This is a genomic window from Cryobacterium sp. N21 (genome assembly GCF_002929575.1).
Lineage (GTDB): Bacteria > Actinomycetota > Actinomycetes > Actinomycetales > Microbacteriaceae > Cryobacterium > Cryobacterium flavum.
In genome coordinates this window covers 101,286-124,408 of sequence record NZ_PJJQ01000027.1, presented here as the reverse complement: position 1 = coordinate 124,408, position 23,123 = coordinate 101,286, and the positions used below count along the sequence as shown (strand labels likewise).

At 66.6% G+C, this 23,123-nt stretch carries 20 protein-coding genes; 6 read left to right on the top strand and 14 right to left on the bottom strand.

Features of this window, described 5'->3' with window-relative positions:
- Positions 1-238: 238 nt before the first annotated feature.
- The gene (locus CXY77_RS04225; RefSeq protein ID WP_233197218.1) at positions 239-391 is read left to right on the top strand and encodes a DUF1304 family protein; all 153 of its coding nucleotides are present in this window, start codon (positions 239-241) and stop codon (positions 389-391) included.
- A gap of 252 nt (positions 392-643) precedes the next feature.
- Positions 644-4,588, top strand: coding sequence for a LamG-like jellyroll fold domain-containing protein (locus CXY77_RS04220; protein ID WP_104129743.1), 3,945 nt, complete (start codon positions 644-646; stop codon positions 4,586-4,588).
- Between the two features lie 21 nt (positions 4,589-4,609).
- On the opposite strand, the gene CXY77_RS04215 is transcribed toward CXY77_RS04220, so the two are convergent.
- The 12 genes from CXY77_RS04215 to hemE form a co-directional block, all read right to left on the bottom strand.
- Positions 4,610-4,960, bottom strand: a complete 351-nt coding sequence (locus CXY77_RS04215; RefSeq protein ID WP_092338614.1) for a hypothetical protein — start codon at positions 4,958-4,960, stop codon at positions 4,610-4,612.
- 136 nt (positions 4,961-5,096) lie between these two features.
- Complete coding sequence (gene hemL / locus CXY77_RS04210) at positions 5,097-6,470, bottom strand: glutamate-1-semialdehyde 2,1-aminomutase (RefSeq protein ID WP_233197217.1); 1,374 nt, start codon at positions 6,468-6,470, stop codon at positions 5,097-5,099.
- Complete coding sequence (hemB, locus tag CXY77_RS04205; RefSeq protein WP_104129742.1) at positions 6,467-7,450, bottom strand: porphobilinogen synthase; 984 nt, start codon at positions 7,448-7,450, stop codon at positions 6,467-6,469. Before hemB ends, hemL begins: the two co-directional genes overlap by 4 nt.
- A gap of 57 nt (positions 7,451-7,507) precedes the next feature.
- A complete protein-coding gene (locus CXY77_RS04200) occupies positions 7,508-8,284 on the bottom strand; it encodes a uroporphyrinogen-III synthase (protein ID WP_092338803.1) in 777 nt (258 codons plus the stop codon).
- A gap of 17 nt (positions 8,285-8,301) precedes the next feature.
- Complete coding sequence (hemC, locus tag CXY77_RS04195; protein WP_104129741.1) at positions 8,302-9,255, bottom strand: hydroxymethylbilane synthase; 954 nt, start codon at positions 9,253-9,255, stop codon at positions 8,302-8,304.
- A complete protein-coding gene (locus tag CXY77_RS04190; protein WP_092338608.1) occupies positions 9,252-10,376 on the bottom strand; it encodes a ferrochelatase in 1,125 nt (374 codons plus the stop codon). The genes hemC and CXY77_RS04190 overlap by 4 nt, the downstream gene beginning before the upstream one ends.
- On the bottom strand, positions 10,376-11,128 hold the full coding sequence (hemQ, locus tag CXY77_RS04185; protein WP_092338606.1) for a hydrogen peroxide-dependent heme synthase: 753 nt from the start codon (positions 11,126-11,128) through the stop codon (positions 10,376-10,378). The genes CXY77_RS04190 and hemQ overlap by 1 nt, the downstream gene beginning before the upstream one ends.
- Before the next feature lie 83 nt (positions 11,129-11,211).
- A complete protein-coding gene (locus tag CXY77_RS04180; protein WP_233197216.1) occupies positions 11,212-11,493 on the bottom strand; it encodes a hypothetical protein in 282 nt (93 codons plus the stop codon).
- Positions 11,480-11,899, bottom strand: a complete 420-nt coding sequence (locus CXY77_RS04175) for a phage holin family protein (RefSeq protein WP_092338604.1) — start codon at positions 11,897-11,899, stop codon at positions 11,480-11,482. Before CXY77_RS04175 ends, CXY77_RS04180 begins: the two co-directional genes overlap by 14 nt.
- A gap of 69 nt (positions 11,900-11,968) precedes the next feature.
- The gene (locus CXY77_RS04170) at positions 11,969-12,343 is read right to left on the bottom strand and encodes a hypothetical protein (RefSeq protein ID WP_174774965.1); all 375 of its coding nucleotides are present in this window, start codon (positions 12,341-12,343) and stop codon (positions 11,969-11,971) included.
- Between the two features lie 122 nt (positions 12,344-12,465).
- A complete protein-coding gene (locus CXY77_RS04165) occupies positions 12,466-14,070 on the bottom strand; it encodes an NAD(P)/FAD-dependent oxidoreductase (protein ID WP_104089869.1) in 1,605 nt (534 codons plus the stop codon).
- Positions 14,071-14,080: 10 nt separating this feature from the next.
- Positions 14,081-15,202 carry a uroporphyrinogen decarboxylase gene (hemE, locus tag CXY77_RS04160; RefSeq protein ID WP_092338601.1) on the bottom strand — a complete coding sequence of 374 codons (1,122 nt, stop codon included), beginning with the start codon at positions 15,200-15,202 and terminating at the stop codon, positions 14,081-14,083.
- 72 nt (positions 15,203-15,274) lie between these two features.
- Between hemE and CXY77_RS04155 the strand changes: the two genes are divergently transcribed.
- The gene (locus tag CXY77_RS04155; protein ID WP_104089871.1) at positions 15,275-16,642 is read left to right on the top strand and encodes a glutamyl-tRNA reductase; all 1,368 of its coding nucleotides are present in this window, start codon (positions 15,275-15,277) and stop codon (positions 16,640-16,642) included.
- A 45-nt stretch (positions 16,643-16,687) separates the two neighbouring features.
- On the opposite strand, the gene CXY77_RS04150 is transcribed toward CXY77_RS04155, so the two are convergent.
- Positions 16,688-17,734, bottom strand: coding sequence for an alcohol dehydrogenase catalytic domain-containing protein (locus tag CXY77_RS04150; RefSeq protein ID WP_104129748.1), 1,047 nt, complete (start codon positions 17,732-17,734; stop codon positions 16,688-16,690).
- 121 nt (positions 17,735-17,855) lie between these two features.
- Positions 17,856-19,241: a glycine--tRNA ligase gene (locus CXY77_RS04145; protein ID WP_104129740.1), complete on the bottom strand. Its 1,386-nt coding sequence runs from the start codon at positions 19,239-19,241 to the stop codon at positions 17,856-17,858.
- A gap of 163 nt (positions 19,242-19,404) precedes the next feature.
- On the opposite strand from CXY77_RS04145, the gene CXY77_RS04140 reads away from it, so the two are divergent.
- Genes CXY77_RS04140 through CXY77_RS04130 form a run of 3 tightly spaced genes read left to right on the top strand, consistent with a single transcriptional unit; the run spans position 19,405 to position 23,121 of the window.
- Positions 19,405-21,678: a carbon starvation CstA family protein gene (locus CXY77_RS04140; protein WP_092338595.1), complete on the top strand. Its 2,274-nt coding sequence runs from the start codon at positions 19,405-19,407 to the stop codon at positions 21,676-21,678.
- Positions 21,675-21,905, top strand: coding sequence for a YbdD/YjiX family protein (locus CXY77_RS04135; protein ID WP_369831287.1), 231 nt, complete (start codon positions 21,675-21,677; stop codon positions 21,903-21,905). Before CXY77_RS04140 ends, CXY77_RS04135 begins: the two co-directional genes overlap by 4 nt.
- 16 nt (positions 21,906-21,921) lie before the next feature.
- Positions 21,922-23,121: a hypothetical protein gene (locus tag CXY77_RS04130; RefSeq protein WP_104129739.1), complete on the top strand. Its 1,200-nt coding sequence runs from the start codon at positions 21,922-21,924 to the stop codon at positions 23,119-23,121.
- Positions 23,122-23,123: the final 2 nt, after the last annotated feature.

The window sequence follows — 23,123 nt, the reverse complement described above, 5'->3', positions numbered from 1 at the left end:
GCAAACACTACGCCACCGACCCCGCCACACGCATCAGCCCCCACCTCCAACACACCGCGCCAGCACCACCCCCGCCGACCATTCCAGCACCACCCGTGCCCAACCCATGGAACACTTGCGACCCTGACGCGCAACCGTTCTAGCCGCCGTCCCGTGCTCCTCCCGATTCGAAAATGACCCGTTCGACCGCTACGACGCTGTCCTGCCACTGCCCCCGCCCCGACCCGCCATCAAACCGATGGCGTACAACCAGGGCTTCTACAACCTGTTCCTGGGCATCGGCGCTGTCGTGGGCCTCGGCTTGCACTTCGGCGGCCTCCCCGAAGCGGGCCTCGCGCTCGCGTTGTTCACGACCGCATCGATGGTGCTCGCTATGCTCGCGCGGCATTGATTCAGGGCACGCTTCCGCTGATCGGCTTCGTGCTGTTCTTGTTCGCGTAGCTGGTCGGTTACGCCGTGGTCTCGACCGTGATCGGCCGTTCCGTGAGCTGGAAGAAAGACGTCACCTAGCGAAACCCCCTAATTCAGCGACCATTCCACCCCCCGCTTGGGGGAGTTACTGCCCTGAGAATCCCTCACTAAGCTCCGATCTGTGCGGTGGCGACCCTGCGGCTGCGAATACAGTCAAAGTGAGGCACCTCTGGTGAGTGAGCTATTTTCTGCCCAAAATCGGTTCCTGGCCGTGGTTGCAACTGCCGCACTCGTTTCCGGGGTGCTCGCGGGGCCACTGACAGCGAGCGCCGACAGCCTCCCTGCGGATGCGACATCCCCCGTGACGGTATCGGCGGACTCGCTCCCCACTGCGCAAATCAACGGGGTCGTCTGGACCCAACTCATTGTGGGCGACACCGTCTATGTCGGGGGCGAGTTCACCCGCTCACGACCAGCCGGTTCCGCCGCCGGCGTGAACGAGGTCATACGCAACAACCTGCTGGCCTACAACCTCACCACCGGCGTTCTGGTCGCATCCTTCAACCCCAACGTCAACGGCGCTGTCCGCGCCCTGACCGTATCTACCGACGGGTCGCGGCTGTTCGCCGCAGGCGCTTTCACGAGCGTGGGTGGCTCCAGCCGGTCTCGCATAGCCGCGTTCGACACGACGAGCGGCACGCTCATTCCCGGCTGGGCACCGGTTATCAACGCGGGCGTCAAAGCGCTCACCTTTGCGGGCAACAGCGTCTACGCGGGCGGCTCGTTCACGTCGGCAGGCGGTCAGCCCCGCGCGAGGATGGCGGCGTTCAATGGCGCCACCGGCGCCCTGCAATCCTGGTCGGGCACGCCGGCCGGTGGCAACATCAATGCCCTCGTCGCCTCTCCCGACGGAAGCAAGGTCGTCATCGGCGGCTCATTCACGACCTATAACGGCAGCTCCAACCCCGGATACGGGATGGCCGCAACCGATTCCATAACCGGCGCTTCCCTGCCGTGGAAGATCAACAATCTGATTCGTAACGGTGGCAGCCAGGCCGCCATCCTGAGCCTGACCGGATCGGCCGACGGCGTGTTCGGCACCGGCTACGTCTTCGGCAGCGGCGGCAATCTCGAGGGAACATTCCGTGCCAGCTGGGACGATGGCAGTCTGATCTGGGTCGAAGACTGCCACGGCGACACCTACTCTGCTGTGCCGGCCGGCGACAAGGTGTACACGACCGAGCACGCGCATTACTGCGGCAACATTGGCGGCTTCGAGCAATCCGAGCCGTGGACCTACCACCGTACCCTGGCCTTCAGCATGGATGTCGGCGGCGCCATCACGGCCGACAAGCACGGCTACTACAACTTCGAGGGCACCCCTCGGCCTAACCTGCTGGCGTTTTATCCCGACATCAACACCGGCACCTTCACCGGGCAAGGCCAGGGTCCGTGGCAGGTGACAGCCAATGCCCAGTACCTGCTCTACGGCGGCGAATTCACGACCGTGAACAACAAACGCCAACAGGGCCTGGCCCGGTTCGCCGTGCCCACCATCGCCCCGAATAAGGAAGGACCGCGTGTCGCCAACGCCGCCTTCGCCCCCTCGGCATTCGTGCCATCGGTCGCCTCGTTCGTGAGCGGAACAGCACGTCTGAGCTGGAAGTCAGCCTACGATCGCGACAACGAGAAACTCACCTATGAAGTACTGCGGGATGGTGTCGCCGTCACCAGCATTCAGGGACTCTCCTCCGACTGGAATCGACCGACGCTCTCGTACTCCGACACCGGGCTCACGCCGGGGCAGAGTTACTCCTATCGAATTCGGGTCACCGACCCGTTCGGTAATATGCAAACCGGCGGCACGGCCAGCGTCACCATCGCCTCCGGCAGCCTCAGCGACTATTCTGCGGACATCCTTGCGGACTCGCCCCGATCGTATTGGCCGCTGAATGAGGCATCCGGTGCCACGGCCTTCGACTGGACCGGCGGCGCCGACCTGACCCGAAACGCCGGAGTCAGCCCCGGTGTTCCCGGCCCAATCGAGGGCACGGCCACCCCGGCGAGCCGCTTCGACGGCACGGAGACCGGATTCGCCTCGACCAACAACGCCCAGAGCCCCTCGAATTCGTTCAGCGTCGAGACCTGGGTGAAAACCGACAGCACACAGGGCGGCAAGATCATCGGGTTCGGCAACAGCGCTACCGGCCAGAGCACCGGTTATGACCGGCACGTGTACATGGACACGGGCGGTCGTGTCTGGTTCGGTGTCTACCCGGGCGGGGCGCAGACGATCACGTCGCCTGCCTCCTACAACGATGGCCAGTGGCATCACATCGTGGCCAGTTTGAGCAACTCCGGCATGTCGCTGTCGATTGACGGCAAGAAGGTTGCGCAACGTGCCAGCGTCACGTCGGGGCAGGACTACCAGGGTTTCTGGCGCATTGGCGGGGACAGTCTCAATGGCTGGCCGGGCCAGCCCACGAGCGCGTTCATTGCCGCCGACATTGCCCAGGTCGCCGTGTACTCCACTCCCCTCACGCAGAACCAGATCGTGGCGCACTTCGTGGCCTCCGGCCGAACGAGCCCCGTCGCATCCGCTCCAACCGACGCCTACGGCGCGGCCGTCTACAACGCTGAACCTGACTTGTACTGGCGTCTGGGTGAGTCGAGTGGAACGAAAGCAATCGACTCATCGGCTTCGAATCAGCCTGGAACCTACTCGGGCTCGGTCAGGCTCGGCACTGACGGACTGGTCAACGGCACGAGCAACACGGCCGCTTCGTTTAGCGGCGGGATCGTCAGCAGTGACACCCGGATTGATGCTCCCGACAGCTATGCGCTCGAGGCCTGGTTCAGCACGACGACAACTCAGGGTGGAAAGATCATCGGCTTCGGAAGCGCTTCGACCGGATTATCGGACAACTATGATCGACACGTCTACCTGCAAGACGACGGTCGCCTGGTCTTTGGCACCTGGACCGGGCAGACCAACACCATCGTGACCGGCGCCAGCTACAACGATGGAGCGCCGCACTACGTGCTCGCCCAGCAGTCCACTGCTGGGATGGCGCTTTATGTTGATGGCACCCTCGTCGGTACGAATCCGCAATCGGGTGCCCAGGGGTACCCCGGATATTGGCGCATCGGCGGCGACAACACGTGGAACTCGTCGAGCCCGTGGTTCGTCGGCACCATCGACGATGTCGCCGTCTATCCGCGTCCGCTCAGCGGCACCGTGATCGCGCAACACTATTCGCTCGGCACCGCCACGCCCGTACCGCAGAACGCGGCGCCGACCGCCGCATTTACCGTGGCCACCGACCAGCTTGCGGTTTCAGCGGATGCCTCGCTTTCGGCAGATTCCGACGGGACCATCACCGGATTCGCCTGGTCTTGGGGTGACGACGCCACCAGCGCCGGCCAGACCGCGCAGCATTCCTATGCCGCTGCCGGAACCTACTCGATCAGTTTGACCGTCACGGACAATGACGGCGCCACCGACACGACCACGCGTTCGGTCACGGTCTCAGTGCCGCCACCGGTGCCCGCCGGCATCGCAGCGGATGCCTTCACTCGCGACTTCAGCCGAGGACTCGGCTCGGCCGATATCGGCGGCGCCTGGACCACGACCGGCACAGTCAGCAACTATTCGGTGACCGCTGGCGCCGCTAACCTGCGTGTGGCCGCCGGAGGATCGGCGAACGGCTATCTGGCTGGCGTCTCCTCGGAGAGCACCGATCTAACCGTCACCACGTCACTGCAACAGGCGACGACGGGAGCCGGCACCTACGTGTCACTGATCGGCCGGCGCGTCGGCACCGACGACTATCGGGCGCGGGTCAAAGTTCTCGCGACCGGCGCCGTGCAGCTGCAGCTCATGCGCGGCGGCACCACCCTGCAAGCGAACACTATCGCCGGGCTGAGCTACGCCACCAACGATCAGTTGCACGTGCGGTTGCAAGTTTTCGGTACGGCGCCGACGACGATTCGGGCCAAAGTGTGGGCGGCGGGCACCATGGAGCCCACGACCTGGCCGCTCAGCCGCACAGACGCAACAGCCGCCCTGCAGCAGGCCGGCTCGATTGGGTTGTCCGCCTATATCAGCGGGTCGGCGACGACACCGATGACGGTTTCTTTTGACGATCTCTCCGCGATCGCGGTGACGCAGCCGTAGCCGTAACGTCAGCTGCCGGAATTAGGCCGGCAACTTGAGCGAGTCGACGAAATCGGCCGCGTGCTGGCTGGTGAGGATGACGCGGGCGAATTCTTCGTTGACCAGGTCGATCACCACGGCCGGGCGGTGACGCTTGATCGAGACAAAGTCCTTGCCGCCGTGAAACTTCCAGGTTCCGGCGGCCACGACGAGCGGAACGATCGAGCCAAGAGCGCGAATCCCGCGCAGCCAGATCCACGGATCCTCGGTGATGATCACCGAGCGGATGTTCTCTCGCTGCACCACGATCGACTCACGTCTAAGCGCGAGGGTTCTTTCCGCGCGCGTCAGGTGGATCTCGAGCCGGTCGGAATGCACGCTCAGGGAAGCCATTGTTCCAGTCTGCCCGGTTTCGACCGAAAACCTGTTGTCTGACGCGAACAAAAGCCGTGACGTGCCAACGCAGGATCTCTCCAACACGAGCGGATGAGCGTGGCCAGCCACGCTCATCCGTCTGGTTAATTGCAGATCAACCCTGGGGCGTAGCGGCGGCCGCCGCCTTGGCCGCAGCGGGAAGTGCCTCGAAAATGCGACCGATGGCGCTCTGGTCGTGGGCGTCCGAGACGAACCAGGCCTCGAACACGCTCGGCGGCAACGAAACACCGCCGTCGAGCATGGCGTGGAAGAACGGTGCGTAGCGAAACGCCTCCTGGCGCTGCACGTCGGCGTAGGTGCGCGGGGCTGAGCCCTGCGCCTCCTCGCCGAACACGAAGCTGAACAGATTGCCGGCCCGCTGCACCCGGTGTGCGACGCCCTCGGCCGCGAGGGACGCTGACACAGCCTCCGAGAGGATGATGGCGGTCGCGTTGAGCCGGTCGTACACGCTCTCGTCGAGCAGATTGAGCGTTGCGATGCCGGCCGCGACCGCGACCGGGTTACCGGAGAGGGTTCCGGCCTGGTAGACCGGGCCGGTCGGTGCGAGAAAGTCCATCACGTCGGCTCGGCCACCGAGGGCTGCGACGGGCAGTCCGCCGCCGATGATCTTGCCGAAGGCGAGCAGGTCGGGCGTGTAGAACTCTTCCCCGGCCGACTCGAGGCTGCTGGTCTCCAGGCCCCAGAAACCGGAGCGACTGACGCGAAAGCCGGTGAGTACCTCGTCGAGGATGAGCAGGGCGCCGTTGGAGTGCGCGATCCCGGACAGCGCGGCGTTGAACCCGGCATCCGGGGCGACGACACCCATGTTGGCGGCGGCGGCTTCGGTGATGATGGCGGCGATTCGACCGGGATGTGCCTCGAACGCAGCCCGCACGGCGTCGAGGTCGTTGTACGGCAGCACGAGAGTCTGTGCCGCCGTGGCGGCGGTGACGCCGGCCGAGCCGGGCAGAGCCAGCGTGGCGAGGCCGGAGCCGGCCTGGGCGAGCAGGCCGTCGGAGTGGCCGTGATAGTGACCGGCGAACTTGATCAGCAGGTCACGACCGGTAAACCCACGGGCCAGGCGAATGGCGGTCATGGTGGCTTCAGTGCCGGTGGAGACCAGACGCAGCTTTTCGACCGCGCCGACCCGCTCAGCGACGAGCTCGGCCAGTTCAGTCTCGGCCGGCGTTGAAGCGCCGAACGAAAGCCCGAGGGCGGCGGCATCCTGAACGGCCTTGATGACCTCGGGGTGCGCGTGGCCGAGAATCGCCGGTCCCCACGAATTGACCAGGTCGACGTACTCGCGGCCGTCGGAGTCGGTGACGTAGGCGCCGGCCGCCTTCACCAGGAAGAGCGGGGTGCCGCCGACCGAGCCGAAGGCGCGTACCGGCGAGTTGACCCCGCCGGGAATCACTCGGCGGGCGCGGTCGAACAGTTCGTCATTGTGGGTGGGTGCGTGCTCCACGGGTGTCGACATCGTGTTGGTCATGCTCGCTCCTCCTTGAGCCAGGTGGCCAGTTCAACGGCCCAATAGGTAAGTACGGCGTCGGCTCCGGCCCGGCGGATGCTGAGGACCGACTCTTCGACGGCGCGGCGGCGGTCGATCCAGCCCTGAGCGGCAGCGGCCTCTATCATGGCGTATTCGCCGGAAACTTGATATGCCCAAACCGGAATATTGCTCATGGCGGCAACTTCGGCGAGCACGTCGAGGTAGCTGCCGGCCGGCTTGACCATGACGATGTCGGCGCCTTCGTCGATGTCGAGCTGGGCCTCACGCACACCCTCGCGCCGGTTGGCCGGGTCAAGTTGGTAGGTGCGGCGGTCGCCGACCAGGGTGGAGGCGACGGCTTCGCGGAACGGGCCGTAGAAGGCGGAGGCGTACTTGGCCGAATAGGCGAGCACGGCGGTGTCTTCGAAGCCGTTGAGGTCGAGGGTTCCCCGCACGGCGGCGACCTGACCGTCCATCATTCCCGAGAGACCGAGCAGGGCGGAACCCGCCGCGGCCTGAGCCAGCGCCATGTCGCGGTAACGCTCGAGGGTGGCATCGTTGTCGACGTGGCCGTCGGCCGCGAGCACGCCGCAGTGACCGTGATCGGTGAATTCGTCGAGACACAGGTCGGTCTGCACGACGAGCGCGTCACCGATCTCGTCGACCAGTGCGCGGGTGGCGAGGTTGAGGATTCCCTTAGGGTCGGTCGCGCCGGTACCAATCGCATCCCGCACTTCGGGCACGCCGAACAGCATGACACCGCCCACGCCGGCCTCGGCTGCCTGCACCACAGCGCGTCGGGCGCTATCGATGCTGTGCTGCACGACGCTGGGCATCGAGCTGATCGGGCGTTGCTCATCGCCTTCGCGCACGAACATAGGGAGAACGAGCTCCGCCGGGTGGACACGAATTTCACTGGCCAGGCGACGAAGCGCGGGGCTGGTGCGCAGGCGTCGGGGGCGAATAACGGGGTTGGTCACCCCTGTACCTTACGCCGCCAGGCTGTACGTTTCGTTATCCGCTCGTTACCTGCTCGGTCAGGCCGCCGGGGCGGCTCCCGCGAGCGCCGCGTCGACGAGTGCTTCGATCAGCGACTCGGCACTGCGTTCGGAGGCGACAACGTCGACGCGCAGTCCCAGGGCCCGCGAGTCCTTCGCCGTCTGCGGACCGATGCAGGCTACGAGTGTGCGTTCAGGAATGTCGCCAAACTGCTCGCGCACCTGGCGTGCGACGCTGCCGCTCGTCACGAGAACGGCGTGCACGAGGCCCGCTTTCACATCGGCGACGACCTGGTCGCTGACCGGAACACCGATGGTGCGGTAGGCGACGACTGATTGCACGTCGTGGCCGACGCGGCGCAGCCCCTCGGAGAGCAGCGGCTTGGCGATCTCGCTGCGCAGGGTCAGCACGCGTAACGGGATGACCCCGGCCGTAGCGGTCTCCCATTCCTCGAGCAGACCGCGGGCGGAGTTGTCTTCGGAGGGGACGATGTCCACGTGGTATCCGGCCGCGATGAGCGCGGCCGCTGTAGTCTCGCCGACCGCGGCGACGCGTGTTCCCGGTGCGATGATCGCACGGTGCGACGACAGAACGTCGACGGTCGTGGCGCTCGTGATGGTCATCCAGTCGAAATCGCCGGCGGCGAGGCGGGTCAGCGCCGCGTCGAGGGCTGGGGCGTCGTCGGTCGCGGCGAAGTTGATCATGGGGGCGACGATCGGATGCGCACCCTTGGCCCGCAGATTTGCTGCCACCTGGTCTCCCCAGGGTCCGCCGCGCGGAACGAGAACTCGCCAGCCCGCGAGAGGCTTGGTCATTCGATTGGTCACGTGGGTCACTCAGTCACTTTCAGGGGAGAGAACTCGGCCGCGCCACCGGCCAGAAGATCTATGGATACTCGTTCGGCCACGTCGAGCGCGGCTTCGGTGAGATGGAGGGCGGAGTGCGAATCGGGGGTCGCCGCGTGCGAGCTGGTGACCTTCCGGGAACCGTCAGGGCTGTACACGGTGGCGGTGAGGAAGAGGAGCCCATCGTCGACGACCGCGGTCGCGCCGATCGGTGCTGCGCAGCCGGCTTCGAGGCGGGCCAGAACCGTGCGCTCGGCGGTGGTCGTCGCCTGAGTGGAGGCGTGGTTCATGGCGGCGAGCGCAACGCCGAGCAGGCGTTCCGATCTGCCGGCGCACACCTCGATGGCGAGCGCACCCTGGCCCGGAGCGGTCGGCCAGGCCGACAGGTCGAGAAATTCGGGCGCGAGCGAATCGAGCCGACCGAGACGTCCGAGGCCGGCGGCGGCGAGCACGACGGCGTCGAGGTCGCCCTCGGCGACGCGGCCGAGGCGCGTGTCGATGTTGCCGCGAATGTCCACGATCGTGAGGTCGGGGCGACGCTCCAGCAGTTGGGCTACCCGGCGCGGCGAGCCCGTTCCCACACGGGCGCCCTCGGGAAGGGTGTCCAGGGTGAAGCCGGCGCGCGCGCAGAGCACGTCGCGGGCATCCGCTCTCTTGGGGGTTGCGCCGATAACGAGGCCCGGGTGGGGCACGGTCGGGAGATCCTTGAACGAGTGCACGATGACGTCGCACTCATCGTTCAGCAGGGCTTCGCGCAGAGCGCTCGCGAACACGCCGGTGCCGCCGAGGCTCGAGAGCGGCTCGGTCGAGGTGTCGCCGTGCGTGGTGACGCGCACGATTTCGACCTCGACACCGGCCGAAGCCGCGATGCGGTTGACGATGGTCTGGGTCTGCGCGAGCGCCAGGGCGCTCGCGCGGGTGCCCACGCGGATCACGGTCATGGCGCCATTCCGGCGACGGCCGGCTTGAAGCCGAGGCGCACGTTCTCACAGCAACCGGGGCGACAAACGTCGTACCAGGGTCCGAGAGTGGTCTCGGCCGGGCGGTCTTCCACCGGGGTGTCGTTCAGGCGTTCCTCGATCAGGTCGACGAGGCCGCTGACGAAGTCGGGCGACACACCGGGGGTCGGCACACGCACCGCCGTGATGCCGAACTTCTCGCTCGTCTCCATCGCCTCGTTATCGAGGTCCCACATAACTTCCATGTGGTCGCTCACGAAACCGAGCGGCACGATGATGACGGCACGGATGCCGCGGGCCGGCAGCAGGGCGATCGCGTCGTTGATGTCGGGTTCGAGCCACGGCATGCTGGGCGGGCCGCTGCGGGACTGGTAGACAAGCTGCCACTGCGTCTTGAGCGGCACCGAGGAATCGTCCGGTTCCACGAGGGAGTCCATGACGACCTGGGCAACGGCGCGGTGCTGGGCCTCGTAGGCACCGCCCTCGCTGAAGCCGCGCTCGGGCGGGCCACTCTTGTTCGCATCGGTCATCGGGATGGAGTGGGTCGAGAACAGGATCTCGACCTCGGTGTCGACGTTTATGCCGGGGACAGCTGCCACGACGTCAGCCAGTCCCTGGGTCACGCCGGTGATGAACGGGGTCACGAAACCAGGGTGGTCGAAGAACTGGCGGATCTTGTCGATGTGCACCGTGTCGTTCAGGCCCTTGTCGGTCAGCGCGGCGGCGAAGTCTTCACGGTACTGGCGGCATCCGCTGTAGGAACTGTACGCACTGGTCGCGATGGCGAGCAGGCGATTCTGGCCGGCCTCGTGCGCCTCACTGATCGTGTCTTTCAAGTACGGCGCCCAGTTGCGGTTGCCCCAGATCACGGGCAGGTCGATGCCGCGCCGGTCGAGCTCCACCTGCAGTGCCGCCTTGAGCACGCGGTTCTGGTCGTTGATCGGGCTGATGCCGCCGAAGTGGCGATAGTGCGTGGCGACCTCTTCGAGGCGTTCCTCGGGGATGCCGCGGCCTCCGGTCACGTTGCGGAGGAATGGGATAACGTCGTCCTGCCCTTCGGGTCCGCCGAAACCGGCCAGCAGGACGGCGTCGTACTGTGCCATTACTGCAGCACCTCGACGAGCTCTGCGGTCGAGATTCGGCGTCCGGTGAAGAACGGGATCTCCTCCCGCACGTGGCGGCGGGCTTCAGTGTCGCGCAGGCCGCGCATCAGGTCGACGAGCTCGGTGAGTTCGTCGCTCTCGATCGGCAGCAGCCATTCGTAGTCGCCGAGGGCGAAGGCCGAGACAGTGTTGGCGATGGCTCCGCGGTAGGCGGCACCCTTGCGGCCGTGGTCGGCAAGCATGCGACTGCGGTCTTCCTCGGGAAGCAGGTACCACTCGAAGCTGCGCACGAAGGGATAGATGGTGAGCCAGGCCTTCGGCTCGATGCCGCGCAGAAAGCCGGGCACGTGGCTCTTGTTGAATTCGGCGTCGCGGTGCACGCCCATGGCATTCCAGGTGGGCAGCAGGCTCTTGAGCAGGCGGCTGCGGCGCAGTTCGCGGTTGGCCCATTGCAGGGTTTCAGCCTCGGGCGCATGGGTCCAGATCATGACGTCAGCGTCGGCCTTGAGGCCGGAGACATCGTAGAAGCCGCGCACGGTGACGCCCTCGGCTTCGATCAGGGCCAGCACATCGTCGAGCTCGTTCACGGCGTGCGGTACATCGCGGCCGTCGAGGTCGTCGGGATTGTGCGGATCTTTTCGCAGAACGGTAAAGAGGGTGAAGCCTTGCGGCGAAGCCGCGGGTACCTCGGAATCGGTGGGGGTGGTGGGCTGAACGCTGGGTACTGCCTCTCCGGCAGCCGGGTGAGTCATGGCTCTAGTTTGCTCTGTATTGCGCCCGGCACCAAAATGAGCCCACCGGTTCCTGTGAACCGACCGAGCGGGCCTGGTGGGAACTAGCGGTTCTTGGCCACCGCTGAGGCTCCGAACCAGACGATAACGCCCACGACGGTCGCCGCTCCGACGGCAATGCCCACGAGAGCGGCCGGACTGTCTTCGCCGAGCTGGCGCAGGGCGTGGGAGAGCTGACGCCGTTTGATGCGCAGCTGTTTGGGCAAGTTGAACTTGTACTCGATCGCGTCGAGCGTCGAGGCGAGTTCGGCCCGCGCGTGCCGCGCTTCGGCACGAAGATCGCCGATGCCGTGCTTCTCGGTTTGCGTGCCGCTATTTGGTGTCATATTCGCCAACTCCCTTGAATGCATCTGCGTCCAGGCGGATGCTCGCGTGCACGCCCTCGGGGTCTGGTTTCGTGGCTGCCTTCACCCGATTGACACCGATGAGCACGAGGATGACGGCGAGCAGCACGAGCGCCACCGCCACGATGAGGGTGGCCAGCCAGAGCGGCAACACCAGAGCCAGCGCGATCACCGCGAGGGCGACGAACACTCCGAGTGCAAAAAAGAGGATGGCTCCGGCCACGATGAAGAGGGCAGCACCAACCCCGAAGTTCTTGGCCTTCGTGGCGAACTCGGCCTTGAAGGCATCCAGTTCGGCTTTGACGAGGGCACTGATCTGGCCGGGCAGCTCCCCGATCAGGGCGAGCAACGGGCGTTTGCTCTTCGGGTTGAATCCACTGCTAGTCACGGATTGCCTTCCCTAGGTTCGGGTGTCGGTGTTTCGGGTGTCTGAGAATTCTACGAGTTACCGTCGGGCTTACTGCGCGTCGGAATCGTCTTCGACGGGCTTGGCTTTAGGGGTCGCTTTCGGCTTCGGCTTTGCGGCGGCCGTTCGACTCGTGGTCGTGCTCGCCTTGGCGGCTGGGGTGGTCACGGCGGGGGTGGAAGCCTGCTTTTTCTTCGCGACCGCCTGGTTGACCGCTTTCTTGCCGGCCTTATACAGGGTGGAGGGAACGTCTCCAACCAGATCGAGGGCGGCATCGCGCACCTCGGTCACCCGGCGCTGCACAGGTTTGGCGTTCCAGAGATCATTGGCAGCGGCGGCGATCTGGTCGTAGCGTTTGCGGCCGGCGCGTGCACCGAGCACGTAGCCGACGAGTCCGCCCGTGATGAACAGAAGCTTTCCGCGCATTGAGTCTCCACTTTCGTAAGGTCTCCCCAGAGTAACCCGGTTCGCCGTTTCGGTCTCGGGTGCGCCCGGGTATGTCACACCGCGCTCGTATCAATACAGGAAGTGCACAGTTTCGGCGTCCGCTAGAGGTCAGGGGCGGTGATGGTCAGGCCGAGGGCGGCGTGCCGAATGCGGTCGCCGGCCTCGAGGGCGTGCGGGATGACCGAGGCGAGGCCGGTTCCGGCCAGCCAAGCACCGGTGATCTCCAGTGCGGGCGTCGCGGCCACGGCCTCGTGCACCAGCTGGGCGCGTTCGGGCGCACCGAGAGTGGCCGGTGACAGCGCGTCACGCCACTCGGTGCGGGCGAAGGCGCGCACGCAGCCGGCCGGAAGCGGCACACCGAGCAGGGTGGCAGCATCGTGCAGGGCGAGCGCCTGCAGTTCAACATCGCTGAGGTCATCGGTCGGGTTGGGGTGACCCGCCCGGCCATAGGACAGCCGCACGACATGCCGGCCGGGGCCGGCCGCGTCGGCGACCCAGGCCCACTTTGCGGTGACGTGCGTGAGCGCCTTCGCGGTGACATCGGGGGCGTCGATCGAGACGAGCACGCCGGTGCCGCGCGGGTGAGCGTCGAGGGCGGGCGCATCGAGCACGAGCGAGGTGAGGGTCACCGCGGTCGGGGCCGGCCAGTCGAGTTCGGCGAGCGCATCGAACCGGGCGCCGAGCGGATTGACCAGTCGCAGCGCCTGGGCTCCCTGAGTCGCGATGATGACGTAGCGGGCGGTGATGGTCTGGGTCGTGGTGCCGACGTCGGCGGGGTCAGCTGAGTCGATCGGGTCAGCCGGGTCGGCGGGCGCGGCATCCGCGGGGCGCGTGACGGTGACGGACCAGGTCGGCGCATCGTCGGTACCGGAGCGAGCCAGGGTTTCGGCCGTCGTGCCGGTGAGGATGCTCACGTTGTGGCGCTCGAGGGCGGTCACGATGGCTGCGGGCAGGCTGGCCATGCCGCCGAGCAGCCCGCCGACGTTGGAGCCGGCGGGCGCGCCGGACCGCAGGGCTGAGACGGCGCCGGAGAGCGAGCCGGCGGTGGTGAGGGCGCGGTTGAGTCCGGGGGCGACGACGTCGATTTCGAGGTCGACGGCGCTCGTCGTGTAGACGCCGGAGGCAACCGGTTCGACCAGGCGGTCGAGTACTCGCGCGCCCATGCGCTTTTTCACGAGGTCGCCGAGGCTGTGCTCCCGGCCGATGGTGAGCACCGGCATGAGCCGGTCGAGGTAGGCGCGGAGCGACCCCTTCCAGCCGATCACGCGGCGCACGTCGTCGGCGAGTGGGGAACCGGGAATTCCGAGAACGCCGGCCTTGGGGAGCGGAACGCTCACCGAGGCATCCGCTGACGGGCGTTGCAGGGCGGTTCCGGCGGCGACCTTCTTTGCGCGGGCGCGGGCGCGGGCGCGGGACAGCGAGCCGGAGTCGAGCGCGGGCAGGTGCAGCCAGGCGCCGGCCACGTTGGGGGCGACGATTTGGTCGGTGAGGCCGAGGTCCTCGACGAAAGCGGCGACGGTTCCGCCGCGCACGGCGAAGCTCTCGGCTCCGCTGTCAAGACTGAGCCCGTCGAGAACGTGGCCGGCGACCGGGCCGCCGACGGCATCCGTTGCCTCGATGATGGTGACGGCCAGACCAACCTGAGCGCATTCACGGGCGGCCACCAGACCGGCTACTCCCCCGCCGATCACGAGAACGTCGATCATTCTGTTGCTCCTACTCGGCCGCGCTCACGTCGTGCACGAGGCTGACCAGGCGGGTCAGCACGTCGGGGTCGGTGTCGGGCGGAACGCCGTGGCCGAGGTTGAGTACGTGGGAGGGTGCGCTGCGGCCGCGTTCGAGTACGTCGCGCACGTGCGCTTCGAGCACCGGCCAGGGAGCTGCGAGCAGGGCCGGGTCGACGTTGCCCTGCACCGGAACCGCGCCGCCGAGCCGGCGGTTGGCCTCGTCGAGCGGTACGCGGTAGTCAACGCCAACGACGTCGGCTCCGATGTTGTGCATCTCTTTCAGTAGTTCGCCGGTGCCGACGCCGAAGTGCACGATCGGCACGTTGCGATCAACCGAGACGTCGTCGGCGCCGGGCACCGTGTAGGTGAGATCGCGCACGTGGGCGATCGCCGCAGCCGAGGCTGGAGCAACGGATGCCGCATAGTCGGCCAGCGAGAGCGCTCCGGCCCACGAGTCGAACAGTTGGGCCGCGCTCGCGCCGGCGACCACCTGGGCACGCAGGAACCGGCCGGTGACATCGGCGGTCCAGGCCATGAGCTTTGCCCAGGCCTCAGGCTCGGAGTGCATCAGGGTTCGTGCGTGGATGTGGTCTTTGGAGGGACCGCCCTCGACCAGGTAGGCGGCGAGGGTGAACGGGGCACCGGCGAAGCCGATCAGCGGGGTCGACCCGAGCTGCGAGACCGCCAGGGCCACGGCGCCCCGAATCGGCGCGAGGGCCTCCTCCAGAGTGGCGGGGTCGAGGGAGGTGAGTTCGTCGACATCCGCTCTGGTGCGCACGGCCTTGCCGAGAACGGGACCCTTGCCGGCCACGATCGACACGTCGACCCCGACGAGCTTCAGGGGAACGACGATGTCGCTGAAGAAGATTGCCGCGTCGACGTTGTGGCGGCGCACCGGCTGCAGCGAGATCTCACTCGCCAGTTCGGGGTCGAGGCACACGTCGAGCATGCGCGTTCCGACCCGCAATTCGCGGTATTCGGGCAGCGATCGCCCGGCCTGGCGCATGAACCACACCGGGGTCACGGCGGGCCGGGTGCCCTGGTAGGCCTGGATCAGGCGGGAGTCGGCGGTGAGGCCGGAGGAGAGTGGATGCTGCGCGTCGAGGATCATCACACCCATTCTCTCAAATATCCCTGACGGCGCGCGACGGAAGCGTACAGCAAGAAGTCGTAGAATCGGCTAGTGCTCATTCTTCTTTCCGCCAGCCACAAAAACTCCACCTTCGATGTGCTGGAGAAATTGTCTGTGGGCGGGGGCTCTTCGGCCACCCGCATGGTTGAGCAGCATGGGCCACTCAGCGGTGCCGTCGTCGTCGCGACCTGCAACCGCTTCGAGGCCTACCTCGACCTGGATGAGCCCTACGGCGTGTCGCCGCTGCCCGCCGTCTACGCCGCGATTGAGGCCGTGAGCGCCTCGAGCGGCCTCGATATCGACGTTCTGCGCGACAATCTCACCCTCGTGCACGGCAATGGCGTGGCCGAGCACCTGTTCGCGGTGACCAGCGGGCTCGAATCCGTCGTCGTCGGCGAGGTCGAAATCGCCGGCCAAGTGCGCCGCGCGCTCGAGCAGGCTCGCGCCGACGGCACCACGAGCCCCGAGCTCGAGCGTCTGTTTCAGCGGGCCTCGCAGACCTCGCGCGGCGTGAAGAACCGCACCGGCATCGGATCGGCCGGCCGCTCGATCGTGCGCCTCGCCCTCGAGCTGGCCGAAAGCCGGGTCAGCGACTGGTCCAGCGCTCGCGTGCTTTTGGTCGGCACCGGACGCTATGCCGGCGCCTCGCTGGCCGCCCTGCGTGACCGCGGAGCCGAGAACGTGCGCGTGTACTCGCCCTCTGGCCGGGCCGTCGGATTCGCCACCTCGCACGACATTGACGCCGTACCCGCCGAGGATTTCGCCGCCGAGGTGGCCCGTGCCGACGTCGTCGTCACCTGCACTCTGCGCGACGACCACGTGATCGATGCCGCCCTGATCGCCCGTGGTCGTGCCGAGATCGGCACGGACCCGTTCGCCATTGCTGGCGCCACCGCCGACGCTCCCGCCCGGCTGTGCCCGGCCGACTCAGGACCCGAAGCACCGCCGCAGCTCATCATCGACCTCGGCCTGCCCCGCAACGTCGCCCCCGATGTCACCCTGGTTCCCGGCGTCGAGCTTCTCGACCTCGAGACCATCAGCATCCACGCCCCGCTCGAAGAGCTCAACGCCACGACCGAGGCCCGCGAAATCGTCGGCAAGGCGGCCCGCAAGTTCTCCGATGTTGCCGAAGAACAGAGCCTCACCCCGGCCGTCGTCGCCCTGCGCAGCTACGTGTTCGAGCTGCGCGACGCCGAGATCGCCCGGGCTCGCAGCCGCGGCGACTCGAGTGAGGCCACCGAGTCGGCCCTGCGTCACTTGGCCGGCGTGCTGCTGCACACCCCCATGGTGCGCGCCCGCGACCTGGCCCGCGCCGGCGAGCAAGACGCCTACCTGACCGGCCTCGACGCCCTGTTCGGCATCGACGTCACACTGCCCGTCGCCGGTACAGCGGATGCCGCCGGCTCCATAGCTTCCTAGCTGACCTCCCCGGTTCAAGGGGCCGAAGGTGGCAGCGCGCGACGGTCAGGGGCGGGCAACCTCGACTAGCGTGACGCCGGCCGGCGCGCCGGGCGTGGACATGGCAGCGAGGGCCGCCGGTGCTTCGGCCAGGGAAATGCGGCGGCTGATCAGGTCCGCGGGGCGCAGTCGGCCGCTCAGTACGAGGTCGAGCAGCGCCGGGTAGTCGTGGGCCGGCATTCCGTGGCTGCCGAGCACGGTCAGTTCCCGCGCGATCACCGTGCCCAGCGGCATCCGCGGGTCGTCGGCCAGCAGGCCGATCTGCACGTGCCGCCCGCGAGTAGCCAGCGAGCGGATGCTGATAGCCACGGTATTCTCCCGGCCAAGCGCCTCGAGACTCACCTGCGCGCCGTCCACGGTAAGCGCCCGAATGCGTGCGACCACCTCGGCATCGAAGAGCCCGGTCGAGTTGACCACGTGGGCCGCACCGGCCCGAGTCGCCGCGTCGAGCGCATCGGCACTGATGTCGACGGCGATCACCGTGGCTCCCAGCGCCTGCCCAATCATGATCGCGCTCAGGCCCACTCCGCCACAGCCGACGACCACGAGAGTTTCGCCCGCCTGGAGGCGGGCTTGGTGCACGAGCCCGCGATACGAGGTGGCGAACCGGCAGCCGAGCAGCGCTGCGGCGCCGGCGTCGAGGTCGTCCGGAATCGCGATGAGGTTCACGTCGGCGTGGTGCAGCGCGACCCGCTCGGCGTAGGAGCCCCAGTGAGTGAAACCGGGCTGGGTCTGGTTGCGGCAGACCTGGCCGTTTCCGGCGTCGCACTCCGGGCACTCGCCGCAAGCGCAGACGAAGGGCACGGTCACCCGCTGGCCCGCTCGGAACCGGCGCACGAGCGGCCCGACCTCATCGATCACGCCGACCAGTTCGTGCCCGGGAACGTGCGGCAGGGAGATGTCGGCGTCATGGCCGAGCCAGCCGTGCCAGTCGCTGCGGCAAAGGCCCGTGGCCTCCACCCGCACGATCACGCCGGCCGCACTCAAACGCGGCTCCGGCACTTCGCGCAGCATCGGAAGAACACCGAACTCTTCGAAATAGACCGCTTTCATGGTCTCAGTCTGCACGACGGATGCCGGTGCATCCGCTTTCGAGGCCGGCTGGCGTTGGGCCATGGCGGTCTCGACCAGCGGATGGTGGCGGCCGACTCGGCCACCACCATCCGTTCACACGCTACGCGCCGCGGAGGCGCACGGCCAGGTAGGCCTCGAGCTCGGCGAGCGGAACGCGCTCCTGCGCCATGGTGTCGCGGTCGCGCACAGTCACCGCCTGGTCGTCGAGCGAGTCGAAGTCGACCGTGATGCAGTACGGCGTGCCGATCTCGTCCTGACGACGGTAGCGACGACCGATGGCTCCGGCGTCGTCGAAATCCACGTTCCAGAGCTGGCGCAGGTTCGAGGCAAGCTCGCGGGCCATCGGCGACAGCTTCTCGTTGCGCGACAGCGGCAGAATGGCGGCCTTCACCGGCGACAGGCGTGGGTCGAGCTTGAGTACGGTGCGCTTGTCGACGCCGCCCTTATTATTCGGAACCTCTTCTTCGACGTAGGCGTCAACCAGGAAGGCCATCAGCGAGCGGGTCAGGCCGGCGGCGGGCTCGATCACCCAGGGCGTCCAGCGCTCGTTCTTAGTCTGGTCGAAGTACGAGAGGTCTTTACCGGACGCCTTAGCGTGCGTTGACAGGTCGAAGTCACCACGGTTCGCCACGCCCTCGAGCTCACCGAATTCGGTGCCGGTGAAGCCGAAACGGTACTCGATATCGACGGTGCGCTTGGAGTAGTGCGAGAGCTTCTCTGCCGGGTGCTCGAACAGGCGCAGGTTCTCGGGGTTGATGCCGAGGTCGGTGTACCACTTCATGCGGGTGTCGATCCAGTACTGGTGCCAGGTCTCGTCAGTGCCGGGTTCTACGAAGAATTCCATCTCCATCTGCTCGAACTCGCGGGTGCGAAAGATGAAGTTTCCGGGGGTGATCTCGTTGCGAAAGCTCTTGCCGATCTGGCCGATGCCGAACGGAGGCTTCAAGCGCGACGCCTGCAGCACGTTGGCGAAGTTCACGAAGATGCCCTGCGCCGTTTCGGGGCGCAGGTAGTGCATGCCGGCCTCGTCATCGACCGGGCCGAGGTAGGTCTTGAGCAGTCCGGAGAAGGCGCGCGGCTCGGTCCAGATGTGACGGTTGCCGCAGTTGGGGCAGGCGATGTCATCGAGTCCGTTTTCGGGCGGGCGGCCCTTCTTCTCCTCATACTGCTCTTCGAGGTGGTCGGCGCGAAAACGCTTGTGGCAGCTGGTGCACTCGATCAGCGGGTCGCTGAAAACCTCGACGTGACCGGATGCTTCCCAGACCTGGCGAGGCAAAATCACGCTCGAGTCGAGGCCGACGACGTCGTCGCGGCTGGTGACCATCGAACGCCACCACTGCTTCTTGATGTTCTCCTTGAGCTCGACGCCGAGGGGCCCGTAGTCCCAGGCCGAGCGGGAACCGCCGTAAATCTCACCGGCCTGAAAAACAAAACCGCGGTGGCGGGCGAGGGCGATGACGGAATCAAGATGAGTGGGCGTCGCCACGGTGGCTCCAATGGTCGAAGGCGCAGAATGCGGGCGAGTGCCCGGTTACCCATTTTACGCGCTCGATCCGACCCGAGTTCCCGCTCTGGTTCGGAGCCTTTCTCGCGCGGATGTAACGTTAGTAGGCAGATTCACAGAATTTGCCTTGGCTCAAGGAGGAGAAATGGGCGCTTCGTCCAGCACGACCGAAGAATCGACCGCTCTGAAACGAATTCCGCACGACCTCGCGGTCGCCCTGGATCCCGAGGAGCTTGACGCCCACGATCGTCAGTGGACGCCTCTCAAAATCATCATCTGGTCGGCTATTTCACTGCTCGGTGGCCTCAGCTGGGTCATGCTCGCCGTCGTGCGCGGTGAAACCGTCAACGCCATCTGGTTCGTGTTCGCCGCGATCTGCACCTATCTCATTGGCTACCGCTTCTACTCGAAGTTCATCGAGAAGCACATCATTCGCCCCGATGACCGCCGGGCCACCCCGGCCGAGTACAAGGCCGATGGCAAGGACTTCGCCGCCACCGATCGCCGCGTCCTGTTCGGTCACCACTTCGCTGCCATCGCCGGCGCCGGCCCCCTCGTCGGCCCCGTACTGGCCGCACAAATGGGCTACTTGCCCGGAACCATCTGGATCATCGTCGGCGTCGTACTCGCCGGCGCGGTGCAGGACTACCTGATTCTGCACTTCTCTATGCGCCGCGGCGGTCGCTCTCTCGGCCAGATGGCCCGCGACGAACTCGGCGTGATCGGCGGCACCGCTGCCCTCATCGCGACCCTCGTGATCATGGTCATCATCGTCGCCATCCTCGCTCTCGTCGTCACCAATGCTCTCGCCGAAAGCCCGTGGGGCGTGTTCTCGGTGGGCATGACCATCCCGATCGCCCTGTTCATGGGCTGCTATCTGCGCTTCTTCCGCCCGGGCAAGATCACCGAGATCTCCATCATCGGCTTCGTACTGCTGATCGCCGCCATCGTCGGCGGCGGCATGGTGGCCGGCACCGATTTCGGCCAGACCTACCTGCTCCTCGATAAGGTCACCATCGCCTGGGGCATCATCATCTACGGCTTCATCGCCGCTATTCTGCCGGTCTGGCTGCTGCTGGCCCCGCGCGACTACCTCTCGACGTTCATGAAGATCGGCACGATCGGCATGCTCGCCGTCGCGATCGTCATTATCCGCCCCGAGATCAGCGTGCCGGCCGTGAGTGACTTCGCCACGAGCGGCACCGGCCCCGTGGTTGCCGGAACCCTCTTTCCGTTCCTGTTTGTGACGATCGCCTGCGGCGCCCTCTCTGGGTTCCACGCGCTGATCGCCTCTGGCACGACGCCCAAACTCATTCAGAAGGAACGCCAGACCCGGTTCATCGGCTACGGCGGCATGCTCATGGAATCGCTCGTGGCAATCATGGCCCTGGTCGCCGCGCTGTCGATCGACCGCGGAATCTACTTCGCCATGAACGCCTCGCCCGCTCTCACCGGCGGCACCGTGCAGGGCGCGGTCGCTTTCGTGAACAGCCTCGGTCTGACCGGCGTCAACCTCACACCGAGCATGCTGACCGACATGGCCACCAACGTCGGCGAAGAGTCGATCGTCTCCCGTACCGGCGGCGCCCCGACGCTCGCCGTCGGCCTGTCCCACATCATGCAGCAGCTCGTCGGCGGCGCGTCGATGATGAGCTTCTGGTACCACTTCGCCATCATGTTCGAAGCCCTGTTCATTCTCACCGCAGTGGATGCCGGCACCCGCGTCGCCCGTTTCATGCTGCAGGACAGCCTCGGTAACTTCTTCCCGAAGTTCAAGAACACTTCCTGGCGCCCCGGAGCCTGGGCCGCCACGGCCATCATGGTCGCCGCCTGGGGAGCCGTGCTCCTCATGGGAGTGACGGATCCGCTCGGCGGCATCAACACGCTGTTCCCGCTGTTCGGCATCGCCAACCAGCTGCTCGCGGCGATCGCCCTGGCCGTGTGCATGGCCATCGTCGCCAAGCGGGGCCTGTTTAAGTACCTCTGGGTCGTTGCACTGCCGCTCGGTTTCGCCGCTGTCGTCACGATTTCAGCGTCGTTTCTGAAGATCTTCTCGACTACCCCAGCCATCGGCTACTTCGCGCAGAACCGCGCGTTCTCCGATGCCCTCGCCGCTGGCGAGACGAGCTTCGGCACCGCCCCGAACGTTCTCGCCATGGAGGCTGTCGTGCGCAACACGATGGTGCAGGGCGTTCTCTCGATCGTCTTCGTCGTGCTCGCGATCATCGTGATCCTCACTGCGATTCAGGCCACCTGGAACGCCTACCGCAAGAACTCCAGTGCCACGAGTGAAGACGATGCCGTGCAGTCGCAAATCTTCGCGCCGGCCGGGTTCATCATGACCCCGCCCGAAAAGGTACTACAGGCCGAGTGGGATGCCCTTCCGGTGGAGAAAAAAATCAAGGTCAAGGGTCACTGATGACCGTTCTGGCGGGCGTCCGCAAGGGCGCCCGCGGCGTGGTCTGGTTCCTTAAGGGGATTCTCGGCGAGGACGCCTACGAGAAGTATGTGGCGCACCACGCGAGTGAATGCGAAACGGATGCCGCGGGCGCAGGCCGCGCGCCGCATCCGCTCATGACCGAGCGCGAATTCTGGCGCGACCAGACGGACCGGCAGGACAAGAACCCGCAGGGACGCTGCTGCTGACAGCTAGTCTGGACCGATGACGATCGGGGGTGGGGCAGAGCGGCTGCGCGCGCTCCGCACCCGCCTCGGCCGACTGCCGCCGTGGGGACTCGTGCTGCTGATCTGGGGTCTGTCGCGGCTCGTCACGACGGCGCTGCTCGGCACGCTGTTCGCCGTCGCCTCGCGGGCTGGCTGGACCTTCGCGAGCTACCGGCGCGACCCTAACTTCTTCACCTTCTCAGGGTCGTGGGACAGCTCGTTCTACCGACAAATTGCGCTGCGCGGGTATCCGACCGAGCTGCCGACGGATGCCGCCGGACACGTCGAGCCAAACGCCTGGGCGTTTCTGCCGGTGTTTCCCTGGCTGTCTCGCGGTCTGGCGCAGCTGACCGGCCTCGACTTCTACGTGGCCGGCGTGCTCGTGGCGACCCTGTTCGGCGCCCTGGCCGTGCTCGCGCTTCACCGCCTGCTGGAACCGCGAGTCGGGAGCCATTCGGCGCTGTGGGCGGTGGCCCTGTTCTGTTTCGGGCCGCTGTCGTTCATTCTGCAGGTGGCCTACGCCGAGAGCCTGTTTCTGTTCCTGGTGTTCGCGAGCCTCTGGGCGATGATGGAGCGGCGCTACCTGCTGATGATTCCGCTCGCCGCGGTGGCCGCGTTCACCCGACCGGGCGTGCTCGCGCTGTCGCTGGCCCTCGCTTTCATGCTGCTGCTGCGCTGGCGGGAACGCGAGCTCTTCCCCTGGCGCGAGCGCTGGGCGATCGTGGCCGCCGGGCTGAGCATTGCCGCGGCCGGGCTGGCCTGGCCGCTCGTGGCCGGCGCCGTCACGGGCGTGCACGATGCCTATCTCGCCACGGAGTTGTCGTGGTGGACCGGCTTTGTGGGCCGGACGTCGTTCGTGCCGCTCACGCCGTGGTTCCTGATGGCCGGCCGTTACCTCGGCGTGGCAGGCATCGTGCTGGTTCTGCTGCTCGTGGCCGGGTTCGGGTGGTGGTTGTCGCGGCGGGCGCTGCATCCGCTTCGGCCGGACGTCATCGCGTATGCGGCGAGCTACGCGCTCTACCTCGTGGCCGTGTTCCTGCCGCAGCAGAGCCTGTTTCGTCTGCTGCTGCCGCTGGCACCGCTGCTCGGCGACCCAATGATCGCCCGGTCGAAGCCGCTGCGTCGCGGCCTGCTCGTGGGCTCGATCGCCCTGCAGCCCGTCGCGATCTGGCTGCTCTGGTTCATCGGGTACCCCTAGTG